The organism is Pseudoalteromonas sp. G5_S1_54_S4 (assembly GCF_054968565.1).
Window position 1 is genome coordinate 23067 of sequence record NZ_JBQKUL010000049.1, and the last position, 6326, is coordinate 29392.

The 6326-nt window shown below is 43.9% G+C and carries 5 protein-coding genes; all 5 read left to right on the forward strand.

The window, feature by feature from the left end; all coding sequences use genetic code 11:
• Positions 1–90 precede the first annotated feature (90 nt).
• The 5 genes from ACTRWE_RS15940 to serS are packed head-to-tail and all read left to right on the forward strand — an operon-like array spanning position 91 to position 6229.
• On the forward strand, positions 91–2580 hold the full coding sequence (locus ACTRWE_RS15940; RefSeq protein WP_462880316.1) for a DNA translocase FtsK: 2490 nt from the start codon (positions 91–93) through the stop codon (positions 2578–2580).
• Positions 2580–3206: an outer membrane lipoprotein periplasmic chaperone LolA gene (gene lolA / locus ACTRWE_RS15945; protein WP_024601693.1), complete on the forward strand. Its 627-nt coding sequence runs from the start codon at positions 2580–2582 to the stop codon at positions 3204–3206. Before ACTRWE_RS15940 ends, lolA begins: the two co-directional genes overlap by 1 nt.
• Positions 3199–4542: a replication-associated recombination protein A gene (locus ACTRWE_RS15950; protein ID WP_462880317.1), complete on the forward strand. Its 1344-nt coding sequence runs from the start codon at positions 3199–3201 to the stop codon at positions 4540–4542. The genes lolA and ACTRWE_RS15950 overlap by 8 nt, the downstream gene beginning before the upstream one ends.
• Positions 4529–4915: a fluoride efflux transporter CrcB gene (crcB, locus tag ACTRWE_RS15955; protein WP_462880318.1), complete on the forward strand. Its 387-nt coding sequence runs from the start codon at positions 4529–4531 to the stop codon at positions 4913–4915. Before ACTRWE_RS15950 ends, crcB begins: the two co-directional genes overlap by 14 nt.
• Before the next feature lie 9 nt (positions 4916–4924).
• The gene (gene serS / locus ACTRWE_RS15960) at positions 4925–6229 is read left to right on the forward strand and encodes a serine--tRNA ligase (protein ID WP_024601694.1); all 1305 of its coding nucleotides are present in this window, start codon (positions 4925–4927) and stop codon (positions 6227–6229) included.
• Positions 6230–6326 lie beyond the last annotated feature (97 nt).

Here is a 6326-nt window from a genome sequence, read left to right on the forward strand (position 1 = left end):
GGTTAAGATAAAGTGCATCAAAATACATTTCCTGCTAAGGTATTCTATTGCCAAGTGAGTGTAAAAAATAATAATGAGGGATAGGTAATTATGCGCCTAAACGGTGTACAAAGACTATTAGAAACGGGGCTCATCGTCAGCACCTTTGCAGCGGTATTTATTTTATGTGCTTTAATTAGTTTTCATCCTGCCGATCCTGCTTGGTCGCAAACGGGTGAATTTACCAACGTACATAATATTACGGGTACAGCGGGCGCGTGGGTGGCCGACATACTATTACTTACCTTTGGCTGGCTTGCCTATTTTGTGCCAGCGGCTATTCAGCTGCTAGGTTACTTGGTGTTTAAGCAGCCACACCGTATTTTACAACTCGATTACACCACACTTGGATTACGCATTATTGGTTTTGCGCTGTTTATTACCTCAGCCACCGCTATTAGCAGTATTAATTTTGATGATATTTATAATTTTTCATCCGGTGGGGTAGTGGGTGATGTGATTGCATCAGCCATGATGCCAGCGTTTAATTTTACCGGTACCTCTATTTTACTACTGTGTTTCTTTTTTGCAGGGTTAACCCTATTAACAGGTGTGTCGTGGGTACAATTTGTTGATTACTTAGGTGATTTAATTGTTAGGTTATACCGCTTTTTGGTGACCTATGCCCGAGGCTGGATGCAACGTGAACGCATTGCAGGTAAAGTACAAGACGAGCAACCTGATGCTTATTTTGAAGACGATACACGCCAACAAGAACCTGATCTTGCTAATAAAGTAGCAGACAAACCAAAAGCACTCGATAAACCAGCAACTAAGGTTAATGCCCCTCAAGACGACGAGTTTATGCCGTTTGACGAGCTTGACCAAATACTCGATCAAGAAATTAGCTTTAGCGCCATAGACGATGAACCGATGGACACCGAGGCAGCACTTAACGCGCTGGATCAAAGCCCTGTGGTTGAACCTGAAAAACCAGCAACAACCGTGGTTTCACCAGCAAGGCCAATTAACAAGCCAAAATCAGGGTTTCAACCGCCGCCAACTGCCAAAGAGAAGTTTGAACAATTATTAGAGCAAGAGCCACCTCCGGGGCCATTGCCGTCACTGGATTTACTCGACAGACCCGACAAAGCAAAAAACCCAATTTCGCAAGAAGAGCTCGATAGCGTATCACGCCTTGTAGAAACAAAACTACTCGATTTTAACGTGCAAGCCACTGTGGTTGGGGTTTACCCAGGGCCTGTTGTTACTCGTTTTGAGCTTGATTTAGCACCGGGTATTAAGGTGTCTAAAATTACAGGGCTGTCAAAAGATTTAGCGCGTTCACTTTCGGCAATTAGTGTGCGCGTGGTTGAAGTTATTCCTGGTAAAACCTATATAGGTATTGAGCTGCCTAATAAATACCGTGAAATTGTACGTTTATCAGAAGTCATAAACGCACCTAAGTTTGAGCAAAACCCATCGCCACTAACCATGGTGCTTGGTAAAGACATTGCAGGGCAACCTGTGTGTGCCGACTTAGGTAAAATGCCACATTTATTAGTGGCCGGTACAACCGGTTCAGGTAAGTCAGTGGGCGTTAATGTAATGATATTAAGCTTACTGTATAAATCGGGCCCTGAAGATGTTCGCATGATCATGATTGACCCGAAAATGCTTGAACTTTCAGTATACGAAGGTATTCCGCATTTATTGTGTGAAGTTGTGACCGACATGAAAGAAGCCGCTAACGCACTGCGTTGGTGTGTAGGTGAAATGGAACGCCGTTATAAGCTGATGTCGGCTTTAGGTGTACGTAACTTAAAAGGGTACAACCAAAAAGTAATGGAAGCCAAAGAAGCGGGCTACCCAATTATGGATCCATTATTTAAAGACACCGACGGCATGAAAGACGGCCCTGATGAGCTAGATAAATTACCTAGCATAGTGGTGGTTATTGACGAATTTGCCGACATGATGATGATTGTAGGTAAAAAAGTTGAAGAGTTAATTGCCCGTATAGCGCAAAAAGCGCGTGCTGCGGGTATTCACTTAATTTTGGCAACGCAGCGTCCGTCGGTTGATGTAATAACCGGTTTAATTAAAGCGAATATACCTACACGTATGGCGTTTCAGGTATCAAGTAAAATAGACTCGCGCACCATACTTGATCAACAAGGCGCAGAAAATTTATTAGGCATGGGTGACATGCTTTATTTACCGCCAGGTACCAGTGTACCTGAGCGTGTGCATGGCGCGTTTGTAGACGACCATGAAGTACATGCTGTGGTAAACGATTGGAAAGCCCGTGCTAAACCAAATTACATAGACGAGATTTTAAATGGCGATGCCACGGAAGATATTCTATTACCAGGGGAAGCCAGTGAAAATGGCGATGAAGAGTCAGATCCGTTATACGACGAAGCGGTCGCCTTTGTAATAGAAACCGGTAAAGTGTCGGTATCATCAGTGCAACGTAAATTACGTGTAGGCTATAACCGTGCTGCACGATTAGTAGAACAAATGGAAACATCAGGTATCGTGAGTGCACCAGGACACAACGGCGCGCGCGATGTATTAGTACCTAATGGAGCAAATTAATGAAAAAATTAAGTAGTTTATTATTGGTATTGGGCAGTTTAGTGGCGATGCCAAGCTTTGCTGACGACAGCCAAGCATTACAAGATAAGTTATCGACCTTAAAAAGCTTTAAAGCACAATTTAAACAGAACGTAACCGACGGTGAAGGCCAACTGGTAATGCAAGGTCAAGGCAATATTGCGTTGCAACAGCCATTAATGATCCGCTGGCAGCAAACTAACCCAGACGACACTTTATTTGTATCAAACGGCGATAAAACCTATTACTTTGATAGCTTTGCTGAGCAAGTAACCATTATGAAAACCAGCGGTTTAATTGACTCAACGCCGTTTATATTGCTCACCTCTAAAGACCCTGCGCAATGGGAAAAATACAGCGTGATCGCTACTGACTTAGGCTTTAGCATTACCCCAAATAAAGGCGTAGAAAGCCAAGTAGAGCAGCTTGATATTACTTTTGCTGATAACGAGCAAGGGCTTGCAAAACTGGTAGTTAAAGATAACTCAGGCCAGCTGTCTGCGTTTACATTTAGCAATGCACAGGTTAATACTGAGCTTGATAAAACAACTTTTGAATTTACCCCGCCAGCGGGTGTAGAAATAGACGATCAGAGTAACGGTGAGTAATTTAGGATTTAACTTTGGGCCCGATGTGCGCCCACTCGCTGCGCGTATGCGCCCTTTATCGCTTAACGATTACATAGGGCAGCAACATTTACTCAGCGCTGATAAACCTCTTCATCAAGCTATTGTTGCAGGGCGTTGCCATAGTTTAATTTTATGGGGGCCGCCGGGGGTAGGTAAAACTACGCTAGCGCAAATTATTGCCAACCATGCCGACGCTGAACTAATTCAAATGTCGGCAGTAACGGCGGGCGTAAAAGATATTCGCGATAGCGTAACCCAAGCGCGCGATAACTTACAAAGCCGTGGTCAGCGCACTTTGATGTTTGTTGATGAAGTACACCGCTTTAATAAATCTCAGCAAGACGCCTTTTTACCCCACATTGAAGATGGCACTTTTATATTTGTAGGCGCCACCACCGAAAACCCCTCGTTTGCACTTAACAATGCGATTTTGTCTCGTGCAAGGGTGTATGTTTTAAAATCCTTGCAGGAAAGCGATTTATACACGGTAATAGAGCGTGCACTTAAACAAGATGAGCAATTAAGCCAAAAACACATCGTGATTGCAGATAACGCCAAACAGGCGCTATGCCAAGCAAGTGGTGGCGATGCTCGTAAAGTGCTTAATTTACTCGAGCAAGCAGTCGATTTAACCACTGAGCAAAACGGCAAGTACAACGTAGACGAACAGGTACTCAGCCAAGTACTGCCCACGCATTTAGCCAAATACGATAAAGGCGGCGATGAATTTTACGATTTAATTTCGGCGTTTCATAAATCAGTTCGAGGCAGTTCACCCGATGGTGCGCTTTACTGGTACTGCCGTATTTTAGCCGGTGGCGGCGACCCACTGTATGTTGCAAGGCGCTTATTAGCGATTGCCACCGAAGACATTGGCAATGCCGATCCGCGGGCTATGGAAGTGGCTTTAAACGCATGGGATATTTTTCAGCGTGTTGGCCCCAGTGAAGGCGAGCGTGCAATTGCACAGGCAACCTTATATTTAGCCAGCGCACCTAAAAGTAATGCGGTTTATATGGCGTTTAACCAAGCTAAAGATGATGCTAAAAATCAGCCAAGCTACCCTGTACCAGAGCATTTACGTAATGCCCCCACTAATTTAATGAAAGACTTAGGTTATGGCGCAGAGTATCGTTATGCGCATAATGAAGAAGGCGCATTTGCTGCTGGCGAAAAATACCTACCGCCAGAAATGGATGGCAAACAATACTACCAGCCAAGTGATCGTGGACTTGAGCAAAAAATTAAACAAAAGCTCGATTATTTAAAAGAGCGCGACGCGCAAAGCCCAGTAAAACGTTATGAGCATTATTAAACTTTACATGATGATAGCCCTTGGCGGAGCCTCAGGAGCCTGTTTACGGTTTTTTATTAGCGAAACCATGCTAAAACTCCTCGGTAGGGGATTCCCTTTTGGTACGTTGACGGTTAATATTCTGGGTTCATTGTTGATGGGCATTTTATACGGTTTAATAGATAAACAAGTTATTGCCGTCAGTCCTGCTAAAACCCTCATCGGAATTGGCTTTTTAGGTGCGTTAACCACCTTTTCAACATTCTCAATGGATTCGTTGTTGTTATTACAACAAGGTCACTTTATTAAAATGGCCCTCAATATCATCTTAAACGTGATGGTGTGTATTTTTATGGCTTGGCTGGGCCTTCAGCTAGTAATGCAAAAAGGTTAAAAAACTAACATGTTAGATTCTAAATATTTACGTCAAGATGTCGAACAAACTGCAGCACGTTTAGCCGCACGTGGTTATGAGCTAGATGTAGCGGTAGTGACTGAACTTGAAGAAAAACGCAAAACATTACAAGTAAAAACGCAAGAACTTCAAAGTCAACGTAACGCCAGTGCTAAAGCCATTGGCCAAGCAAAAGCAAAAGGCGAAGACGCACAACCATTGCTAGACGCAGTTGCTAACTTAGGCAGCGAGTTAGACGCGGCTAAAGCTGAGCAAGACGAAGTGTTAGAAGCAATTAAACAAATTGCCTTAGCAATTCCAAACTTACCGGACGAGTCGGTACCAGAAGGCGCTGACGAAGACGACAACGTAGAAATTTTAACGTGGGGCACCCCTAAAAAGTACGATTTTGAAGTTAAAGACCACGTTGATGTAGGGCAAGACCTAAACGGCCTAGACTTTGAAATGGGCGTTAAAATTAGTGGCGCACGTTTTACCGTAATGCGCGGCCAAGTAGCACGTATGCACCGTGCACTTACCCAATACATGCTAGACACCCACACAGATAAAAACGGCTACACAGAAATGTATGTACCGTACTTAGTGAATAGCGCAAGCCTTTACGGCACCAGCCAATTACCTAAGTTTGCGGGCGATTTATTCCACACGTTAGGCCTAGTGAACGATGATGGCGAGCAGCAAGCTGGCTTTAGCCTTATTCCTACGGCAGAAGTACCGCTTACAAACAGCGCCCGTGATGAAATTTACGAAGAAAGCGATTTACCAATTCGCTTAACAGCGCACACGCCATGTTTTAGAAGTGAAGCAGGCAGCTACGGTCGCGATACACGCGGTTTAATCCGTCAGCACCAGTTTGATAAAGTAGAGCTTGTACAGCTTGTAAAACCAGAAGATTCAATGCAAGCACTCGAAGAGCTAACAGGCCATGCTGAGCAAATTTTACAAGCGCTAGAATTGCCATACCGTAAAGTGATTTTATGTATGGGCGACATGGGCTTTGGCGCAGCTAAAACATACGATTTAGAAGTATGGTTACCAGCACAAGATACCTACCGTGAAATTTCATCATGTTCAAACATGGTTGATTTCCAAGCACGCCGTATGCAAGCACGTTTTCGTCGTGAAGGCGCTAAAAAACCAGAGCTTTTACACACACTAAACGGCTCAGGTTTAGCAGTTGGCCGTACGCTTGTAGCAATACTAGAAAACTACCAACAAGCCGACGGTTCAGTAGTCGTGCCAGAAGTATTACGCCCATACATGGGTGGACTTGAAGTGATTGGTAAAGCTTAAAGTACTAGCTGTCAGTTTTTAGCTATAAGCTTTAGAAAGCCGCTGTTTTAACGAACAGCGGCTTTTTCACATATAATTAAAGAAAGAAATTACAATA